Origin of the sequence: Branchiibius hedensis, assembly GCF_900108585.1 — a bacterium.
Lineage (GTDB): Bacteria > Actinomycetota > Actinomycetes > Actinomycetales > Dermatophilaceae > Branchiibius > Branchiibius hedensis.
Window position 1 is genome coordinate 52,818 of the sequence record NZ_UESZ01000002.1, and the last position, 16,852, is coordinate 69,669.

A 16,852-nucleotide genomic window follows, 5' to 3' on the forward strand; every position below is an offset into this window, starting at 1 on the left:
GGGTGGGGCAGGTCAGGCGGCGGGGTGCGCGTCGGCGCTGGCGGCGTCGGTGCCTTCGGTGGTGTCTGTCTCCGGCGTGGGAGCGGTGGCCTTGCGGGTCTTCTTCGCGCGTGGCTTGGGCGCGGGCTTGTCCAGGCCAGCCGCGCGCTTTTCCACGTCGGCCAGGTCGTAGCCGTTGGCCGCGAGGAACGCGAGGTAGCGGGCGGGGCCGGACGAGACCGCCCGCCAGGTGTGCGTGCCCATCTGCGCCTCGTAGGCGGCGCAGCACTGACCGACTGCGAGCATCAGTGCTCGGCCCTCGGTGGCACCTTCGACGGCCTTGGAACGGTCGCCGCGCGAGCGGGTCTTCCCTGCGTTCAGCAGCTCGTCCACTTTGCCGGGTGTGCGGTGGTCGCTGAGCCACTGGGCCTCGTCGGCGAGGGTCGCGGCGACGAATGCAGCGCTTCCCTTCGGGGCCGTCTTGCGCGTCAGGAACTTGACCACCCAGGCAGTGCGGACGGTCTCGGCGGACAGCCACGCCTTGTTGGACTCGATCACGTCGCGACGCTCGGCGCGGGCAGCCTCTCGCTCGGCCTCGCTCATGTCGGCAGCCTTCTTCTTGGTGCTGCCGCCAGAGTTACTCGCCCAACGGTCCTGGTGGCCGTGCGCCTTGGCGTCGGTGCAGACGTAGGTGGCGACCGTCACCTGCTCGCGCTCTTCGGTGGCGTCGTCGTCCTCGTCCTCATCGTCGGACTCGACCCAACGCCAGTCACGTTCCAATAGGCGGCGTGTCCGGGGCAGTCGGCGTGCGTCTCCGGGGTGATCTTGTTGCCGTCCGCGTCGACCAGGCGGTGCAGGGCGAGAATCGCCTTCTCGTCGTAGGAGGGCCGGTCGATCACGGTCACACCCTCGGCGGTCAGCTGCTCGGCGTAGGCGGCGATGGACTCTCGGTCGTCACGCTTGTCGCGCTGGCGCTGCAACTCGTGGTCGAACCCGTGGCCTCGCTCGGCGGCGACCGTGAGGGCCTTGAGCGCGTCGGCGTCCTGCTCGAACTCTGCGAGGGCGGCTGCCTGCTCCAACGTGAGGAAGTCCCATCGTTCGGTGGCCTTACTCGCCAAGTCGGACCCCGCAACCTTCAGACCGGCGTCGACTTCGGGGCGCTTGTAGCCGGTCTTCTTGGCAATCTGTGCGACAGACAGGCCGAACCCGGCCAACTGCTCGAAGCCCTTCGCCCGCTCTGCGGTGGTGATCGCTGCACGGTGATGGTTGGCCGACATCTGGTCGATGATGCGGTCGGCATCCTCGCGGCGGTGGGTGGCGAACGCTGGAATGGTCGGCTGCCCCGCTTCAATGGCGGCAAGAGTCCGGCGCTGGCCGTCGACGACGACGTACTGGCCGTCGTGGTCGAAGTAGCCGACGACCGGGACGATGACCCCTCGGTCGCGCACGTTGGCGACGAACTCCTTGTCGACGTTGGGGTCCAGGCGCACATTCGCACCGATCTGGACCTGGTTTGGATCGATGGCCACAACGGTGTCGGTCACCTCGGCTGCTGCTGCTGCGGTGGTGGTGGTGGTCGCGCTCATGGTTCCTCCGTGGTGGAATAGAAAGAGTGGTAGTGCTATCGTGCCCGCGCGCGAGGGGTTTCCGGGCAGGGCCTTGGGTGGCTGTGGACAGTGGCGGACGCGGCGGGCACCCATGTGGAAAAGGCCTGCGACGGAGCGGCGGCGGGCAATGAGCAGATGTCCGGGCATACCCTCGACCTCGCCGGCCGCTGGCACCGCGCAAGGGTCACCGGTCAGTACCGGGAGGGTGTTAGGCCTTCTGCTCGGCGCAGGAAAGGCCGGCGGCTACTGGGCCGCAGCCGCAGATACCCTTCGGATGCGGAGCACGAAGAGCAGACACTACGGAGGTGCGTCGATGGCGCCCAAGCGCAAGCTGACCCTGGCTGAGAGGGGCTTGGCGGCGTTCGCGGTGTACTGGGACAGGGAGACCTGGGAGCTGTCACGGTCGGCCTACATGGCCGACCTCGACGACCTGCCGAAGTGTCCGGACTCATGGATCGGGTGGTTCCAGCGCGCCCTCGAGCGGCACGTGCGTCGCAGCGCCCGGGCACGGGCAGCGCTCGAGGTGCCGGTGCCGGAGCGGAACCCAAGTGGTAGCCAGGGGGCGCTCAAAGATGCGGGTGAGCCGCTGGACGGGTTCACTAAGACGCACGTGGTGCCGGCGGACCTGAAGGCCAAGATAGAGCAGGCGATCACCGACGATCGCGCCAAGATGGGACGGATGGTAAGCCGATCCCAGTTCGCCCGCGAAGCGGCTGCGGCCGCGATCGGTGAGACGCGCGCGAGGCGCGGCGGCCGCCGGCTGCCGCTGGCCCCGGATCCTCTGCCGAACAAGCCACCCAAGCGCGCTCGAGCCTAAGCATGCCGGTCGAGGCCGACGCCGAACGATGGGCCACCCAGTTGGCGACCGCGCACCAGGTCGAGCTGGCCAGCATCACGTGGGCCGCTGGCGCCGGCGGTATCGCGCGGATGACCGACACGGGTGCTCAGCTGGTGCTCGCACACGAGATCCTCGTCGACGACGCCACCATGCGCTTCCACGTCGCGCACGAAATCGGTCACGTCGTGCTGGGGCACGCCCGCAGCCGGCGGCAGCAGCTGCGCTCGGCTGCGCCCTATCTGGTCGCCGGTGGCGCGGTCGAGCTGGCCACGATTGTCAGCGCTGCCTTCTGGCGGTGGTCGATCGCGCTGCTGCCCATCGTCTTCGTGGCCACCCTGGCAGTCATCGCCCGACGAGTGGTCTTGCCGCGGGAACGACAGGCAGACTCGTTCGCGGCCGCCAACGGCGCACCTGCCTGGCTCGCGCGGCCGCCGGCGACGGGTCGAGGACCACTGGCCAAGCTGATCAAAACTCACCCGACGTGGGCCGAACGGTCCACCTGTGGATGACGAATCGCACCAAGAGTAGAAAGAGTACGTTGGCTCGAAAGCCTCTCACCCGAAGGGATTTCGACCATGAGCAGCACCACGAAAGCACCCGACTCGAGCGCGCCCACGATGAGCGTTTCCGAACTCACTCTGTCCGATGTCGGACCCGACCTGATCCACATCATCGACGGCTCCGATGCCCACGTCGACGGGATCGGAGCTAGAGCCGACATGCACCCCGCCTTCGACCCCGCCGGCGCAATCAACGGGGAGAGCGGCCTGCTGGTCACTTTCACCGACGCGCACGGACGCAACCGGATCGCCGAGGTGAGCATCATCGCCCGATGGCGCGAGGATGACTGCTGGCACCTGCACACACGGCCCGGCGTACTCGGCCGGGAGTGCCGTGACTGCGGGACCGTGGTGGAGGCGGCAGCTGCGGAGGAATGACGGCTTAGCGAGCCGGGCGTGAGCTGTCTCTCGTTGGGCAGGTTCGGGCCGCGTGGTCGTGACCGCCACGGCGCCCAGGCTCGCCTTCAGGGGAGTGGGACGAAGCAGCGGCAGATGGTTTGTCCACAGGGCAAGCAGCGAGCCAGCGGATGAGGGGGCCGGAGGAGCACACTCGAAATATCTACTCTTTCTAGTCCATACACGTGGAGTCGGCATGAGCCTCATCGAAGTTGTTGTTGTTCGAGTGACGACGAGAACGATGACCAGATCGATCACCGGCTCGACCGGCGCAACTGCTGGCCCGCCGGTGAGGACGGGTCTTGCGCTGGCAGCGGCCGGCTTCATCCGCGCGAACGCCGCCTATCGGCAGGCGTATGAGACGTGGCGGACGCAGCGGGATAACCGGGGGCCGGGGGAGTGCGCGACTTCGGCGGCTGACCGGCGCCGCGACCAACGGCACCAGACGCTATTCGCCGCCCACGAAGACCTTGCCGCTGCGGCCGACGCCGTGAGGCGCGCCGGCGGACAGATCGACTACAGCCCCGATGGTGGCGACACCGTCCGCGTCTATGGACCTGGCCATCAGCTTCTCGGCTACATGTGACGACAGCAGTGAAAACCCAAGGAACAGAGGAGTGTTCAGAATGACCACGCTCACGAGAACCGCCACGATGACGCCGGTCGCCGATCGACCGAAAGTCACCTCGTGGATCTTGACCCCGCCGACCGGACCTATCGTCCCGGTTGACCTGGTCCGTCACAGCGAGGCCTACCTGGAGCTGCGAATGGGCGCACTCGACAACGCGTTCCCCGTCGCTCGCGCCCATCACAACCCGCGAACAGGCATCTGGGTCGTCGACATCCTGCTGATCGGCCACCGGTTCGAGGTGACCTCCAGCGACAACGCCGTCGCCATGATGCTCGGCGAGATGCACTCGCTGGTTAGTGGCGTCCTCAAGCCCACATGCTCGGCCGAACTGTGGTCCGCCGGCTGCCTGACCTGCGGGATCTCGGTCATCGAGAGCGCCAGCCTCGGCGAGGCCGAATGGCTGGCCCGCAGGCACAACCGCGACTACCACCACGGCGAGCAGGCCGCCGCGACGTACCTGCGGATCCTGTGCAGTCAGTGCGGCGACCGCGATGCCACCACGGTATGCAGTCACAACGGCACGACACCGGTCGCACTCTGCGAGCCGTGCGCGACAACCAGGAGCTCGTGATGCCCACCAGCGACCCGAACTGGGCCAAACACTGGCGCCTGGATCGCTATCGCGGGATCACCCGGTACATCGACGCCGCACCGACCCGCCGGCACATCGAGCAGCTGCGCACAGCCGGGGCGTCGATGCGGGCGATCGCCGACAAGGCTGGGGTGTCTGTCAGCCAGATCAGCAGGATCGCCGGCGGGCAGGAGCAAGTGCGCAGACCGTACGCAGCCCGCATCCAAGCCGTCACCCCGGCCGCGATACTGGCCCGCAGCGGCGCCGAGGACTTCGTACCGGCAGTCGGTGCTCGTCGACGCATAGAAGCACTTCAGGCGATCGGGCACTCCTCGACGACGATCGCCGAAGCCATGGCCGGCGGAGCCACCGCCGACGTCGTCAGAAACATCAAGGGCCACCCGGGCGCCTGGATCTCCCGAACCAACCACGAGCGGGCACTGCGCGCCTACGAGCGGCTGTGGGACACGCCCGGAACCTCACGCCAGACGCTCGGTGCCGCGCGACGTCTCGGCTTCGCGCCGCCACTGGCCTGGGATGACGACACGATCGACGACCCGGGCGGGCAGCCGTGGAGCGGTGAGGAAACGCACGACCTGGTCGACGAGGTCGCGGTGCTGCGCGCGGTGGCCGGCGACCGGGTCGGCTTGACCGTCACCGAGCGAGCAGAGGCAGTTCGGCGCCTGGCCGCAACAGGACTGTCCGACAACGAGATCGGGGTACGGATCAGGGTCACCAGCCGCACCGTGCAGCGGATTCGCAAAGAGTTCGACATCCCGTCGAGCTGGAAGGAGTCAGCCGCATGAGCGGCAAGCGACTGAGTCCGGACCAGCGGGAACTGATGCTCGGCCTGATGCGCGACGGGTTGCCCAGCCAGGAGATCGCGGACGCCATCGGGGTCAGCACGTCGATGGTCCACTACTACGCCATCCGGCACGGGATCGACCGGTCCCGCAAGTCCACCGCTCCAACCGTGACCGCGGAGGCTGCCGCGCCAGATCCGGTCCAGCCTGCTCTGTGCCTGGGCTGGCAAGCCGACGCCTTGTGCACCCAGACAGACCCGGAGATCTTCTTCCCCGAGAAAGGCGGTTCAACCAAGGAAGCCGAACGCATCTGCCGACGATGCCCGGTCGCAGCCGAGTGCCTCGACCAGGCCCTGGCCAACGACGAACGCTTCGGCGTCTGGGGCGGCGTCTCAGAGCGGACCCGCCGACGACTCACACACGCAACCAATCAGTCCTGAACAAGGGAGATACATGCCATGTCCACCCAGAGTGTCACCAACGAGACCACCCTGACCGTCGTCAAGCACCTCATCAACGGCCGCGACGACACCTTCATCGCCACCGCGACCGGCCTGACCGTCACCGCGGTGCAGGACATCAAAATCAGCCACGGTTACCCGGACCTGTCCAAGATGGAATGGTCCCGCGACATCCTCGAAAGGCGAATCAACGAACCCGCTGCCTCGGCCGCGTTACCGTCGCCGACCATCCGGTCGGCCGCGCCACCAGCCGATCCGCGAGGCACGACGCGGAACACTCCACGCCCGACGGACCCGCGACCGACGGTCGTGAGCGCCCGGGAGGTCAAGCCGTCCGCGAACGAGCTCATCGTCGTGGCCTCCAACTCACCCAAGGCACGCACTCGTGCTCTCGGGGTGAAGGTCGCCGCGTTGATCGGTGACCTAAGTCAGCGGCTGGCGGCCGAGGAACGCGAGCGAGTCGCCCAGGCGGCCGAGAAGGCCGCGAACGCCAAGCGGCTGCAGCGGATCGAGGAACTCGAGGCAGAGCTGAAGAAGCTGCGGGCGAAGACGCGCAGCACCAAGACAGCGCCGCCGCTGGGTGCGCCGGCCGCGAAGGTGCGCGAGTGGGCTAGCCAGCAGGGGATCGGATGCCCCGCGTACGGCAAGATCCCGAACACGGTGCGCGACGCCTACGACGCCGCACACGCCGCGGCCTAAGCACCGACGGCGGCATAGCCATGCGACGTGTGTTGACCGGGACTGTGCTCGCACTCCAGCTGGTATTTGCCGGCATCCTGATGCGCGCACTCTTCTCGGCCGGGTTGGGGTGGCTAGTCCCGGGCGTGGCCGTTGGGGTCGCCATGCTCATCGCGCTCGAGCTGCGGCCACGACGACAGTGGATCGTGCTCGACGCCAACGGGCTGCCGGCCACAGGCCGGGATGCCGACCGGTACGCGCAATGGCGGGCAAGCCTGTGCGTGCATGAGCGGGACGCCTGGGACGAAACCCTTCGCCAGATCGTCGCGCAGAACAAGACCGACCGGAGGGATGAGCCATGATCTGCGTCGGATGCCGCGAGCCGCACCGGGCCGGCGACTGCGAGGACGCCCGACGACACGGTGGCGCGCTCCGATCTTGCTGCTGCCAGCACAAGCCGTACGCGACTGCACAAGGCGAACAGCATACGGAGCTGAGCACGAACGAAGAGCCCGAACCGCCCGGTTCGGTGCCAGACGACGCGAGCTGAGCGAGGAAGCTCAGGACGTGGCGGTCCGCCTGTGCGTGAACGGCCGAGTCGGGACGGAAGATTCACCTCTACGACCGGGTGGTGCTGGCCATGGCCGGGCGGCGAACCGTCTGAGCTCAGATCGATCGATCAGGCGCTCGTGTCACGGCCGGTGAGGTCGGAGGCACCCGCCGCTCTTCGCGTGCACCCTGCGATGGCGTGAACTGGATCGTCTCCTCATCCGGTGCTCGAGCAGGCCCGCTTGCCGGTGGCGGTGGCATCACATCGGATTCGGCATACCCATCGAGACCGGTCAGATCAGGGCCTCCGTAGCCGTACTCGGACGGGTCATTGCCATCGGTCCAGACCTGGCGGGCAGGAACGTCGGCGAACACCACTGGCCAGGCAACACGATCGTCGACGTAGCCGTGATCGTGAGCGTAAGCGCGCGACAAGGTAACCCAATCGCCGCGGTTGATTTCCAGATGCTCGGGGGGAACGGCGCGGTAGATCCGCACCATGGTGTCGGGATCGTCGACCGCAACGGTCATCTGACGCAGGGTCTCGTCGTCACAGGTGCCGTACAAATCGGGCTGGTCCAGGATGTCGGGACCGAAGCGGTCCCGCACGGCCGGCAGCTGGGCGCTGTAGCCGTCGTCCTCGGGCGCGCTGTGGCCCATGCGGTAATCGGTCATGGTGACTCTCTCCTGCCAGTGTCTACCTGAAGGAAACCTTGCCCCCTGAAGGACCAACGCGCGCGGTCGGTGGTCACGAGCGGGAAGTTCTCGCAGTGAGCTCCCGGAGCGAGATGGCGGAGATGCGGCGGCGGCACGTCGTCCAGGTCGGCGTCGAAGCTCGAACGCAACATCAGTGCTTTGCCACCGAACTGTCGGTGTATGGCTCACCGGGGGCGTCGACGTATCGGCGCAAGCCATCTTCGAGGGTCCCTGCTGGCGACCCGAGCGCCAGAGCCTTCAGCAGCGTGTTGAGCAGGGTGAGTCTGCCGTGGACCCACGTGATGGCTCCGGGGCGATCGGAGATGTCGGCTTGCTCGATGCCGTGGAGGACGATGGACGTGTCGTAGGCGAGCCCGAGCAGGTAGCACGGCCCCCACTGGTCTCCGGTGCCGTCGACTCGACCGCTTGCAGCGTGCGACCTGACAGGGTCGTCGGCGAGGGCGAAGCGTTCAGCCGCGGGTGGCGTGCGGTACGCGTACACCTCGTGCGTCGGGACGACGTGTTTCAAGACCCATTCGCCGGCGTCGTGGGGTGCGTCGAGCAGCCGACCGCGAATGAAGTGTGCGCTCCGGCGACGGTCGGGGTCGTCGGCGATGAACGCGGCTTCTGTGGGCCATGAGGGGATGCCGCGGTCACGAGCCACATCCGCGATGGCCTGCACCGTGCGTGGTCCACCCAGGACGTCGGTGTCGACGAGACCGCCGGGCGGTGGGTGCTGCGGGGTGTCTTGGGCGGGAATGGTGCGACGGGTGGTCGAATCGGCCTCCAGGAGATCGCCAGGCGTGCAGGCCAGCGCGACACAAAGGCCGTCGAGAACCCGCATCGTCAATCGCCCAGGCACTCCTCGCACCAGCCGGGCCACCTGCACCGAACTCGGCGCATTAGACCCAAGAACCTCGACGAGTCGGCGATGCAGATCAGCGGCGAACCGCACGTCCCTCGCAGCCATCACCGACCGCAGCCGCCATGCCACAACCTCGAAGTCATGTCCCATACTTCGGACAGTAAACGGTGCATAGTGTCAATGCAAGCATAAAACTGACAGTAAATGACCGATAACCGTGATTATGTAAAGTGGACGCATCACGGGCTCGCGCCGTCGTCATGTGCAAGGGAATTCCCTTGCCCGTCCGGCCAGGATCGTCGCACTGCTAAAGAGCTCGCTAACAACAGACTCGTGTAGAGTCGCAGTCATGCGTCGTCCAGCTTGAGCAGGGTGCACTCCCCAAATCTGATCTCTCGCGGTCTTATCGGCTGCGTCAAAGATCGAGTGCACCGTCACGAAACAGCGGCCGCCCTGTGGCGGCCATGCCGCAGATCCGACGTTCTATTGCGTCGCTTGCTCGCTATCTTCTTCGTGACCCCGCCCACTTGATAAGTGGGGGCTACTGCTCAAGGACACTCCTAAATGTTGTCGTCATACATCGGCCGCCGTCCCATCTCTGCCCGCACCGCCTACCTGTGGTGGGAAGGCTCTTGGTCACTCCTGCAGACCATTGCGTTCACGCTGACTCTGCTTTACCAAGTCCAAGTCGCCCACCTCAGTCCCGCCCAACTCGTGCTGGTCGGTGCCTGCCTCGAAGCCAGTTGCTTCCTGTTCGAGGTGCCGACCAGCATCGTGGCCGACGTCTACTCGCGGCGATTATCGGCCTTGATCGGTGCCGTCATCGTCGGCGTGGGGATCCTGATCCAAGGTGCGATGCCGTCGTTCGTGCCCATCCTGGCCGCGCAGGTGGTGTGGGGCTTGGGGTTCACGTTCATCTCCGGCGCGGTCGATGCCTGGATCACCGACGAAGTCGGCGCTGACGCCGTCCAACCGCTGTTCACTCGCTTCCAGCAACAGCACCTCGCGCTCAACTTCGTGGGCATTATCGCTGCCGGGCTCTTGGCTCGAATCGACCTTCGCGTCCCGATGCTCGTGGCCGGGGCCGGTTACGTGCTGCTCGCAATCGTCATGGCCCCCTTACTGCCAGAGACCGGTTTCAACCGCACCCCCGCCTCAGATCGCTCCACCTGGGCCCAGATGACCGAGACCTTCCACACCGGCTTGGCTGCCGCGCGCCGGCCGGGGATCGTTCGATCGTTCGCGATAATTGCGGTCATCACCGGCGCGTCGTCCGAGGTCTTCGATCGGTTGTGGACGGCGCACATCATCAACGCCTTCACTTTGCCGGGAACCGGCGGAGCCAGCGCAGCTACCTGGTTCACCGTGTTCGCGCTCATCGGCGCGCTCATCTCGTTGGCGACAAGCCTTCTCGCCAACCGCTTCGTGGCCGAACGGATCAATGCAGTGCACCCCCGCACGCTGCTAGCCCTACTCGCGCTGATCCAAGCAGGCGGTGTCATCGGCTTCGCCATGGTCGGGTCCCTGTGGCCGGCACTGAGTTCGATGTGGATCCGCGATGCCGCACGAAACCTGCTCTACCCGGTCCAGGCAGCGTGGCTGAACCGCAACATTGAGTCGACGGCCCGCTCGACGACGCTGTCGATGACCAGCCAAGCCGACGCGCTCGGGCAAGTCGTCGGTGGACCCATCCTTGGGGCCGTGGCCTCCCGAGCGAGCATTCCGGTCGCGATGACCATCGCAGGCCTACTAATGGCGCCCGTCGCAGCGATCTATCACCGCATCCGACCGATGCCAGCGACGGGTGCAACAAGCCGGCATCTCGCATAAATGTCTGTCATGACGAGGGTCATCGCGGCGTCGGCGCGAGAAGGGAGCCGGTCGACGATGGCAAGAGTGCGGCGAACTAGGCTTCCGGACTTGAGATGCCGAACACGTGCGGAAGGTAAAGCTGTTGACGATGCACGCTATCCACGACCAGCCGACAATCTTCGACGAAACGGCGACCACCGGGGACAAGTGCGCCACTGCGCCGAGGCAGCGCGCGCCGATGTTGCCGATGCAGCCTGGGCTGCCCGAGCGGCGCACCCACGACTACAAACGGCATGGGACCTCGCCGTTGTTCGCGGCCTTGGAGGTCGCGACCGGCACCGTGACCGCGGCCTGCAAACCACGCCATCGGCACCAGGAGTTCCTGGCGTTCCTGAAGCAGGTCGCCCGCGCGTACCCCGACGGCGAGCTGCACCTGGTGATGGACAACTACGCCACCCACAAGAAGGCCGAGGTCCGCGACTGGCTGGCGGCAAACCCGCGCATCCAGGTCCATTTCACCCCGACCTCCGGGTCCTGGCTGAACCTGGTCGAGGTCTGGTTCGGGATCATCGAACGTCAGGCCATCCACCGCGGCTCGTTCGGCTCGGTCAAAGACCTGAACGCCAAGATCCGCGCCTTCATCGACGGCTGGAACGACCGCTGCCACCCCTTCGTGTGGACGAAGACCGCCGACGAGATCCTGCAGAAAGCCAACCGTCAGACCACTTCAAACACGGGCCACTAGCTCCAGTGCTGCCATCTCGACAATTGTGCGGCGACGAAGCCTCAGGGGGCCATCGCCAACGCCAGCACCAAGTAGCCACAGTCCGCCACGATTGTCGGAGTGCGCAAGGGCGGAGTCACGGAGCCGGAATGGCATGGGGGCAGGAAGTGCTGCTATAGGGACCGCGCGAATAGGGGCGGCACGGGCATCCGGAGAAAGATGTGAACCCCAGCCTCTAGGCGACTCGGGAGAGAAGGAATAGGAGGAACAATGCTCAGATGCCCTGGAAGGAGATGTCGAACCCGACCATGGATGCACCGATGAGCACCGACAGACTCCGTTGAGTATCGGCCACAATGCTGGTTCGGGATGATCTCGTAGACGAAGCAGCTCACCTCCAGCACCGCTCCTACCGAAGCGAGCTGCAGCAGGAGCGTGGTGAAGGCGCACAAGATCATAGAACCTTAAACCCCTCGACTTCCGTTCACCTGGCCTCGATCCACGAAAGGCGAGCAAGCTGGTCAGCGGTCTCCCCCAGCGCTTCGATCGAGTCAACAGTGCCGTAGACGGTCGCGATTGCCGAGCCGGCACCCTGGTGCCAGGAGACATCGTCGCCGTCCTCCTTGTGTACTAGCACTTTTTGGACTGTTGGGTGATTGCGAACCACCTCGGACCGCACGTTGCCGACCACACTCATTCCCACCGGGGCATAGCAAACGTATGTGTAGCTCACCCGAGTGGCACGGCAGTCGCGCAGCTCGCGATGCTCGAGTCCGAACGCCGCGGACAGCAACGCGCTGAGGGTGTCGAAGCCGTGGCTGCGGCGAACGGCGTCCGCACCCCAAGCGCCCAGCCGTCCGTTGACCTCGATCACCCGCGGACCCTCGTCGGTGAGCTTCAGTTCGACGCATCCGACGTTGTTAACCAAGCCGACCGCCCGACATGCACGCATGGCCACCTCGGTGACCTCGTCAAGGCTGGACGGACCGAAGAAAGCAGGAGGTGAGAAGCCGCCACGTTCCCGGTACGGCGCGACCAAAGTGAACTTACCCATGGTACAGATCAACTCTTGGCGGCCGTTGAAGTTCGCAATGTCCACGCCGACGTAATCACCCCACGGCTCGGGAAACGCGGCGCCGATCAGGAGCTGCTCCACGACCAGACCCAATTCACCTGCACCCTTCAGGGCGGCCTCTATCGTCGCGCACTCCTGATCCATCTCATACTGGCTCGCAAGGCTAAGGGTGTGCCGGCTCCCTGTGCCCACGCGGGGCTTGAGGATGACTGGGAAGCCGAGCCGTTGCGTGGCCCGGCGGACCTCATCGAGCGAGCACGCGACGGCGAATCCTGGGGATGGCACTCCTGCGGTGACGAGGCTGGTGCGCTGCCGGTCCTTTCGGATCAGGTTCTCGACGTCGGACAACTCGGTGTAGGCCAGCCCCCTTGCGTGCGCGATCTCGGCGGTCTCGCTCAAGAGGTGCTCGCAGAACGTGATGATCATGTCGAACCGGTATGACTTAACTGCTCGCAAGCATGAGTCGACACCCGGCTCCGCGGCAGCGGCTACCTCGCCGAAGCGCGACAAGACATCGTGCATGGCGAGGTTGTGCGGGGTGCGTGGGAGGACAAACAGGAGCCCGATGTCGAGGGACTGTGCAGCGCGGTAGAGGTCACGAGGCACGACGCTGGCGTCGGCGTCGTACATCACCGCAAGGGTGTGGTGGGGCAACGGATCACTCCGCGACGTACTTGTGCACGCGTGCGGCGAGTTCGTCGGCTGCGGCGTCGACGTCAGTGAGCGCGATCTGGGCGTGGTCGAAACCGAGGACGTCACGCATGATCTCCAGTGCCCAGTCTTCGAAGTGAGCAGTGCCGGTTTCGTCGATTCGGGTGATGCCGTCCTCGCGTTGACCAGCGAGATTGGTCGCTTCCGCGACTGATTCTGGGAGGGAGTCGGGAAGGTCAATGGTGAGCGCGCCCTCGCTGTGCCTCACGGGCCAGCCGCCGGTGCGACCCAAAACACCAGGGGCGTGGAACCGGAGGTCGCGACCGTGCGCCAGGGCCTCGACGGCACCGGCCGCCGCAGCCGCAACGTTGGCCTCACCAGGTACGCCCGGGATGCGGTCGAACTCCTCGGACAGAGTGGCGCGCAGAATGTCGAAGTCGACCTGATCTGTGGCGTCCTTCCCGTCGACTGTGACCCGGAACTCCACTGACCCCGCGAAGTCGGGGCGGCGCAGCCGGGTGCTGGCTGAATGGTGACCGACCAAGGTTACGGCGACGTCGTCATAGGAGACGTCGAGGACCTGCGCCGCACCGAGCTCAAGCGCGGGCACGTTAAGACCGATGTTCCCGATGCCAACCTGGGGTGCGAGGCCCTCGGCCGCCAGCGCAGGGTGCACACTGTCGGGAAATGCAGCGTTCACGACGTGTGGCGACTGACCGGATGAGCGGATCTCCCGCATCGCTGCACGAACCGGTGAGAGATGCATCGGGAGCCACGGCCCGAAGCGCGCAGGTTCCAGCGCCGCGCGCTTATGAGGGGGGATCCGGTACAGATAGGACCATGTCTGCCGACTGACCGCGAGCAGCACTACGTCAGGTCGGAATCGGTCAATGACCTCGGCGAGCTGGCCTGGAACGTAGACGTTTGCGATCCCCCAGCTGACCTCAGGCAGCTTCCCACGTTGGGCGGCGCTAAAGCGCGCCGTGTTGGCTACCTGCCGCGTCGTGACCTCGTCTCGACCAAGGAGATGCAGGACCGAGGGCGTCTCCGCGTTGGCCAAGTAGTGAAACGCCCTCCCCCCGACAGCGCCCTTGCCCACGACCAGGATTCGAGGGGCCTCGCCGACTCGCGCGCTCATGGTGCCCACGTCGCGATCAGGGCAGGAAGGTCGAACAGTGTATCGATCATAGGTACTCCGTAGGATTCGAGCCTATCGGCGTGAGGGTTGAGGTGACGGACGCCGACCCCGAACATTCCGGCGCTCAGAGCTGCTTCGATACCTGACGCGCTGTCCTCAACGACCAAGCACCTATCGGGACGAGCGTCGCACTTACGCGCCGAGTAGTGGAAGAGGTCCGGAGCCGGCTTGCCGGCCTCGACGTCCTCGGCGGAGAAGACACTACCGGCGAAGTACGAAGAGAGCCCGGCCCGGTCGAGCTTCTCCTGGGTTGCGGAGCGGCTTCCGTTGCTGGCCACGCAGATGCGGGTTTCCGCGAGGGTGGACAGGACCTCCCGCGCTCCCGGCATGGAGGTGACGTCGTCAAGGATGGCGTGGTACCAGTCACGGTAGGCCCACTCCCAGCCCTCCGGCAGGGAGTGGCCGACGTGCTGCTCGATCTGGTCTTGGAAGTACTGGTGGGATTGGCCACGGAAGCGTGCCGACACCTCAACGGTCGTCAGCTCCCAACCGAAGTCGGCGAGTACCCGGCGGTCCACCTCGACTCCCGCAGTCTCAGTGTCTACCAGGGTGCCATCGCAGTCGAAGATTATGAGCTCGAGACCCTGCCCACTGGGTCTCTGGTCCACGACAGTCGCCTCACTGACTAGGTGTCCGCGCCCTCGAGATAGACGCCTCTCGTGAACCCTGGCAGACGGTTCGGGTCTCGGCAACCCCCTTACGATAAGGTCGGGGCGATGACGAGCAGCTCCTTGCGGACGTCGCAGGGCGATCCCCTGAACCAAAAGGTCTCGTGGTTGTCCTCGGCGACCACTGACCACTCCGCAGGGCGTCAGCCCAGCCACGCCCTGAACATCGGAATCCTCGCGCACGTCGATGCCGGGAAGACTAGCCTGACCGAGCGACTGCTGTTCGATTGTGGCTCAATCAGCTCGATGGGTAGCGTCGAGTCTGGCAACACCACGACCGACACGCACGCGATCGAGGTGTCGCGCGGCATTACCGTACGCTCGTCAGTCGTCGCCTTCCAACGACCCGGACGTCAGTACAATCTCATCGACACCCCTGGCCACACTGATTTCATTGCGGAGGTCCACCGCTCCCTCCGAGTCATCGACGCGGCGGTCCTGCTGGTCTCAGCGACGAGCGGGGTTCAACCGCAGACGCGTGAGTTGATGCGCCTCCTGCGTAAAGAGGAGGTCGCAACGGTCATCATGGTCAACAAGATCGACGCGGCCAACGCGCGCGACAACTCGGTCGTAGACGAGATCTGCCACGATCTCGATGTCCTGCCTATCCCGGTCGGCCAGCTCAGCAAAGGAGGTACCAAATCGGCGCACTATGCCGTGCCGTACGACGACGCGGATGAGCAGCAGCGCTGCGCGGAATTGCTGGCTGAGGTTGACGAAGGCATCCTTGCAGCCCTCGTCGATGACACTCCGATCACGGGGTCCGAGCTTCGAAAGACGCTGCGGAGACGGACGCAGAGCGGCCAAGTGTGTCCTCTGGTTTTCGGCTCGGCCCTCACCGGTGCCGGTATTGCCGTCTTGCTCGACGTCCTTGACGCCGTGTTGGTGCCGCGCCCTCCGGAATCGACCACACGGGCGACGGTCTTCGCCGTTGAGCGTGACGAGCGCGGACGCGCTGAGGTCCTGGTCCGCAGCTATGGGGGGTCACTCACGACCCGTGATCGGATCGAGGTCCATCGGGCGGTCGGGGGTTCCGAGGAGCTGACCATCACGTCGCTCGGGGTCGTGGGGCCTTGCCACGAGCTTGGCGATCCGTTGACGAGCGGGTACGTCGCGCGGGTGCGTGCGTCTGAAGAACTCCACGTCGGGGACTCGCTTGGCACCCCGGCGGCTTCCGACGGCCACGAGCGACAGCAGGTTCGAGCCGAGCCAGCGCTGACGGTCACCGTACGACCTCGCGACCCGCGTCAGCACGGTGCACTCCACTCCGCGCTGGAGTCGCTGTCCGACGAAGATCCTTCGCTTGCTGCCGACACTGACCGTAGGGGCGAGGCTGTCCTCCACCTTCACGGCGAGGTGCAGCGAGAGGTTGTTGAGACCACGTTGCTCGAGCGCTTCGGACTTGCGACCGTCTTTGCCGAGCCCTCGATCGACTACGTGGAGAGGCCACAGGGTACCGGCACTGGCCTGGAGGTCATTGGTGGGGACTTCCTGGCGACTGTGGGCCTCCGAGTCGAACCCGGTGAGGGCTACTCATATTCGAGGGAGGTCGAGCTCGGATCGATGGCATTGGCCTTCCACGAGGCAGTGGAGGCGACCGTCGTCGAGGCCCTACAGCAAGGGTGCTACGGCTGGCCCGTCGTGGATGTGCATGTCACGATGACGCACTCGGGGTTCTGGCCGCGTCCGTATTCGGCGGCCGGTGACTACCGGGACGTAACTCCGTTGGTGCTCATGCAGGCACTGGGTCGCGCTACCACACGTGTCTATGAACCCGTGCATAAGTTCTGGATCGAGGTTCCTACCGAAAGCCTGGGCTCCGTGACGTCCGTCGTGGCGCGCCATCGAGGGCAGGTAACGGATACCCAGACCAGGGTCGATGGCTGGCTTCTCGAGGGTCGACTGCCCGCAGCTGAGGTGAACGCGCTGCGACGCGCGCTGCCCGCGTCGGCCACCGGGGTCACGTCATGGGTCTCACGACCCGACGGCGACCAACCAGTGATCTCGAAACCGCCGCCTACGCGTCCCAGAAATGACGGGAACCCGTTCGACCGGGTCGAGTACCTTCGCCACCTCTCTCAGCGGTAGCT

The 16,852-nt window shown here is 65.8% G+C and carries 19 protein-coding genes; 12 read left to right on the forward strand and 7 right to left on the reverse strand.

Going from position 1 to position 16,852, the window contains the following annotated elements:
• Positions 1–12 precede the first annotated feature (12 nt).
• On the reverse strand, positions 13–684 hold the full coding sequence (locus DR843_RS18785) for a hypothetical protein (protein ID WP_170119951.1): 672 nt from the start codon (positions 682–684) through the stop codon (positions 13–15).
• Entirely contained in the window at positions 681–1,565 is an 885-nt protein-coding gene (locus tag DR843_RS18790) for a ParB/RepB/Spo0J family partition protein (protein WP_170119952.1), read from the reverse strand. The genes DR843_RS18785 and DR843_RS18790 overlap by 4 nt, the downstream gene beginning before the upstream one ends.
• Positions 1,566–1,899: 334 nt before the next feature.
• On the opposite strand from DR843_RS18790, the gene DR843_RS18795 reads away from it, so the two are divergent.
• From DR843_RS18795 to DR843_RS18825, 9 genes are all read left to right on the forward strand, one after another.
• The gene (locus DR843_RS18795) at positions 1,900–2,403 is read left to right on the forward strand and encodes a hypothetical protein (RefSeq protein ID WP_109689283.1); all 504 of its coding nucleotides are present in this window, start codon (positions 1,900–1,902) and stop codon (positions 2,401–2,403) included.
• A gap of 2 nt (positions 2,404–2,405) precedes the next feature.
• On the forward strand, positions 2,406–2,933 hold the full coding sequence (locus DR843_RS18800; protein WP_109689285.1) for a M48 family metalloprotease: 528 nt from the start codon (positions 2,406–2,408) through the stop codon (positions 2,931–2,933).
• 66 nt (positions 2,934–2,999) lie between these two features.
• Entirely contained in the window at positions 3,000–3,362 is a 363-nt protein-coding gene (locus tag DR843_RS18805; protein ID WP_109689287.1) for a hypothetical protein, read from the forward strand.
• A 214-nt stretch (positions 3,363–3,576) separates the two neighbouring features.
• Complete coding sequence (locus DR843_RS20200) at positions 3,577–3,966, forward strand: hypothetical protein (RefSeq protein ID WP_170119953.1); 390 nt, start codon at positions 3,577–3,579, stop codon at positions 3,964–3,966.
• 40 nt (positions 3,967–4,006) lie between these two features.
• Positions 4,007–4,582, forward strand: coding sequence for a hypothetical protein (locus DR843_RS20205; RefSeq protein WP_170119954.1), 576 nt, complete (start codon positions 4,007–4,009; stop codon positions 4,580–4,582).
• Positions 4,558–5,388, forward strand: coding sequence for a helix-turn-helix domain-containing protein (locus tag DR843_RS18810; protein WP_170119955.1), 831 nt, complete (start codon positions 4,558–4,560; stop codon positions 5,386–5,388). The genes DR843_RS20205 and DR843_RS18810 overlap by 25 nt, the downstream gene beginning before the upstream one ends.
• The gene (locus DR843_RS20825; protein WP_281268898.1) at positions 5,385–5,825 is read left to right on the forward strand and encodes a WhiB family transcriptional regulator; all 441 of its coding nucleotides are present in this window, start codon (positions 5,385–5,387) and stop codon (positions 5,823–5,825) included. The genes DR843_RS18810 and DR843_RS20825 overlap by 4 nt, the downstream gene beginning before the upstream one ends.
• 18 nt (positions 5,826–5,843) lie before the next feature.
• Positions 5,844–6,545: an Lsr2 family DNA-binding protein gene (locus tag DR843_RS18820; protein ID WP_109689291.1), complete on the forward strand. Its 702-nt coding sequence runs from the start codon at positions 5,844–5,846 to the stop codon at positions 6,543–6,545.
• Positions 6,546–6,574: 29 nt separating this feature from the next.
• Positions 6,575–6,886: a hypothetical protein gene (locus DR843_RS18825; protein WP_109689293.1), complete on the forward strand. Its 312-nt coding sequence runs from the start codon at positions 6,575–6,577 to the stop codon at positions 6,884–6,886.
• A gap of 304 nt (positions 6,887–7,190) precedes the next feature.
• On the opposite strand, the gene DR843_RS18830 is transcribed toward DR843_RS18825, so the two are convergent.
• Together DR843_RS18830 and DR843_RS18835 are read right to left on the reverse strand one after the other, a co-directional pair.
• Complete coding sequence (locus tag DR843_RS18830) at positions 7,191–7,748, reverse strand: hypothetical protein (protein ID WP_109689295.1); 558 nt, start codon at positions 7,746–7,748, stop codon at positions 7,191–7,193.
• Positions 7,749–7,920: 172 nt separating this feature from the next.
• Positions 7,921–8,784 (reverse strand): helix-turn-helix domain-containing protein, encoded by an 864-nt coding sequence (locus tag DR843_RS18835; protein ID WP_109689297.1) that lies wholly within the window; start codon positions 8,782–8,784, stop codon positions 7,921–7,923.
• A gap of 414 nt (positions 8,785–9,198) precedes the next feature.
• Here DR843_RS18835 and DR843_RS18840 point away from each other — a divergent pair, with 414 nt between their 5' ends.
• Positions 9,199–10,464, forward strand: coding sequence for an MFS transporter (locus DR843_RS18840; protein ID WP_109689299.1), 1,266 nt, complete (start codon positions 9,199–9,201; stop codon positions 10,462–10,464).
• A gap of 130 nt (positions 10,465–10,594) precedes the next feature.
• Complete coding sequence (locus DR843_RS18845; RefSeq protein ID WP_281268899.1) at positions 10,595–11,191, forward strand: IS630 family transposase; 597 nt, start codon at positions 10,595–10,597, stop codon at positions 11,189–11,191.
• 463 nt (positions 11,192–11,654) lie between these two features.
• On the opposite strand, the gene DR843_RS18850 is transcribed toward DR843_RS18845, so the two are convergent.
• From DR843_RS18850 to DR843_RS18860, 3 genes are all read right to left on the reverse strand, one after another.
• Positions 11,655–12,875: an ATP-grasp domain-containing protein gene (locus DR843_RS18850; RefSeq protein WP_109689301.1), complete on the reverse strand. Its 1,221-nt coding sequence runs from the start codon at positions 12,873–12,875 to the stop codon at positions 11,655–11,657.
• A gap of 28 nt (positions 12,876–12,903) precedes the next feature.
• Positions 12,904–13,662 (reverse strand): hypothetical protein, encoded by a 759-nt coding sequence (locus tag DR843_RS18855; RefSeq protein ID WP_146202641.1) that lies wholly within the window; start codon positions 13,660–13,662, stop codon positions 12,904–12,906.
• 368 nt (positions 13,663–14,030) lie between these two features.
• On the reverse strand, positions 14,031–14,918 hold the full coding sequence (locus tag DR843_RS18860; RefSeq protein ID WP_342767201.1) for an HAD family hydrolase: 888 nt from the start codon (positions 14,916–14,918) through the stop codon (positions 14,031–14,033).
• On the opposite strand from DR843_RS18860, the gene DR843_RS18865 reads away from it, so the two are divergent.
• Positions 14,811–16,850, forward strand: coding sequence for an elongation factor G (locus tag DR843_RS18865; RefSeq protein ID WP_146202642.1), 2,040 nt, complete (start codon positions 14,811–14,813; stop codon positions 16,848–16,850). The two genes, DR843_RS18860 and DR843_RS18865, sit on opposite strands and share 108 nt — an antisense overlap.
• Positions 16,851–16,852 lie beyond the last annotated feature (2 nt).

Coding starts and splice junctions, on each gene's coding strand:
- DR843_RS18790 (WP_170119952.1), bottom strand. CDS start 1,565: ATGAGCGCGACCACCACCACCACCGCAGCAGCAGCAGCCGAGGTGACC.
- DR843_RS18795 (WP_109689283.1), top strand. CDS start 1,900: ATGGCGCCCAAGCGCAAGCTGACCCTGGCTGAGAGGGGCTTGGCGGCG.
- DR843_RS18800 (WP_109689285.1), top strand. CDS start 2,406: ATGCCGGTCGAGGCCGACGCCGAACGATGGGCCACCCAGTTGGCGACC.
- DR843_RS18805 (WP_109689287.1), top strand. CDS start 3,000: ATGAGCAGCACCACGAAAGCACCCGACTCGAGCGCGCCCACGATGAGC.
- DR843_RS20200 (WP_170119953.1), top strand. CDS start 3,577: ATGAGCCTCATCGAAGTTGTTGTTGTTCGAGTGACGACGAGAACGATG.
- DR843_RS20205 (WP_170119954.1), top strand. CDS start 4,007: ATGACCACGCTCACGAGAACCGCCACGATGACGCCGGTCGCCGATCGA.
- DR843_RS20825 (WP_281268898.1), top strand. CDS start 5,385: ATGAGCGGCAAGCGACTGAGTCCGGACCAGCGGGAACTGATGCTCGGC.
- DR843_RS18820 (WP_109689291.1), top strand. CDS start 5,844: ATGTCCACCCAGAGTGTCACCAACGAGACCACCCTGACCGTCGTCAAG.
- DR843_RS18830 (WP_109689295.1), bottom strand. CDS start 7,748: ATGACCGATTACCGCATGGGCCACAGCGCGCCCGAGGACGACGGCTAC.
- DR843_RS18835 (WP_109689297.1), bottom strand. CDS start 8,784: ATGGGACATGACTTCGAGGTTGTGGCATGGCGGCTGCGGTCGGTGATG.
- DR843_RS18840 (WP_109689299.1), top strand. CDS start 9,199: ATGTTGTCGTCATACATCGGCCGCCGTCCCATCTCTGCCCGCACCGCC.
- DR843_RS18845 (WP_281268899.1), top strand. CDS start 10,595: ATGCACGCTATCCACGACCAGCCGACAATCTTCGACGAAACGGCGACC.
- DR843_RS18850 (WP_109689301.1), bottom strand. CDS start 12,875: ATGTACGACGCCGACGCCAGCGTCGTGCCTCGTGACCTCTACCGCGCT.
- DR843_RS18855 (WP_146202641.1), bottom strand. CDS start 13,662: ATGCATCTCTCACCGGTTCGTGCAGCGATGCGGGAGATCCGCTCATCC.
- DR843_RS18865 (WP_146202642.1), top strand. CDS start 14,811: ATGACGAGCAGCTCCTTGCGGACGTCGCAGGGCGATCCCCTGAACCAA.